The organism is Mesorhizobium sp. M1A.F.Ca.IN.020.06.1.1 (assembly GCF_004023265.1).
Classification (GTDB): Bacteria; Pseudomonadota; Alphaproteobacteria; order Rhizobiales; family Rhizobiaceae; genus Mesorhizobium.
Genome location: NZ_RZSR01001404.1, coordinates 1 through 1,075, shown reverse-complemented (window position 1 = coordinate 1,075; position 1,075 = coordinate 1). Strand labels below are relative to the sequence as shown.

1 protein-coding gene is annotated in these 1,075 nt (G+C 64.8%); it reads right to left on the bottom strand.

Annotated elements, in window-relative coordinates; genetic code table 11:
* A partial coding sequence (glmU, locus tag EOA60_RS34395) for a bifunctional UDP-N-acetylglucosamine diphosphorylase/glucosamine-1-phosphate N-acetyltransferase GlmU (RefSeq protein WP_128312697.1) occupies nt 1-1,075 on the bottom strand: 1,075 nt, incomplete at both ends.

The following is a 1,075-nucleotide window of genomic DNA, read 5'->3' as shown; positions in this document are numbered from 1 at the left end:
GCGAAGCGCTCGCGCAATTCCTTGCCTTTTCTGGGCAGCGTCTTTTGTCGGGCGCGGCCGAAGGCCAGCGCATCGTCGGGCACGCTCTCGGTGATCACGCTGCCCGAAGCGATGTAGCCACCCTTGCCGATCGTGACCGGCGCCACCAGCGCGGAGTTGGAGCCGACGAACGCGCCCTCGCCGATATCGGTGAAGAATTTGGAAAAGCCGTCATAGTTGCAGGTGATGGTGCCAGCGCCGATATTCGCCCCAACACCGACCCGCGCGTCGCCGATATAAGTCAGGTGGTTGACCTTGGCGCCTTCCTCGATCGTTGCCTGCTTGACCTCGCAGAAATTGCCGACCTTGGCCTTTTGCCGCAAATCGGCGCCCGGCCGCAGCCGCGCGAACGGCCCGACATCGCAATTGGAAGCGATCGTGGCGCCTTCGATATGGCTGAAGGCGTGGATTTTCGCCCCTGAAGCGATCTTGACGCCCGGGCCGAACCAGACATGCGGCTCGACAATCGTATCGGCACCGATCTCGGTGTCGTGCGAGAAGTAGACGGTTTCAGGCGCGATCAGCGTCACGCCGGCAAGCATCGCCTCGCGCCGCTGGCGCGCCTGCCAGATAGCTTCCGCCTCGGCGAGCTCGGCCCGGTTGTTGATGCCGAGCGCGCTTTCGAAGCTCGCCTCCGTGGCCACCACATCGAGCCCGTCCGCGCCGGCGAGCTCGACGATGTCGGTGAGATAGAACTCGCCCTTGGCATTGTTGTTGCCGACCTTGTCGAGCAGCCGAAGCGCCTGGTTGCCGGCCACCGCCATCATCCCGGCATTGCAGAAGCCGAGCTTTTTTTCCGCCTCGGAGCAGTCCTTCTCCTCCCTGATGGCGACGAGACGCCCGCCCTTCTCGATCAGCCGGCCGTATCCCGTCGGATTGGGCGGGCGGAAGCCGATCACCGCAACGGCAGCACCCTCCGCCAGCTTCTGCCGCGCGGCAGCCAGCGCTGCCGCATCGATCAGCGGCGTGTCGCCGAACATGACGAGGATGTCGTCGTAGCCCTTCGCTATCGCTTCGCGCGCGGCAAGCACCGCAT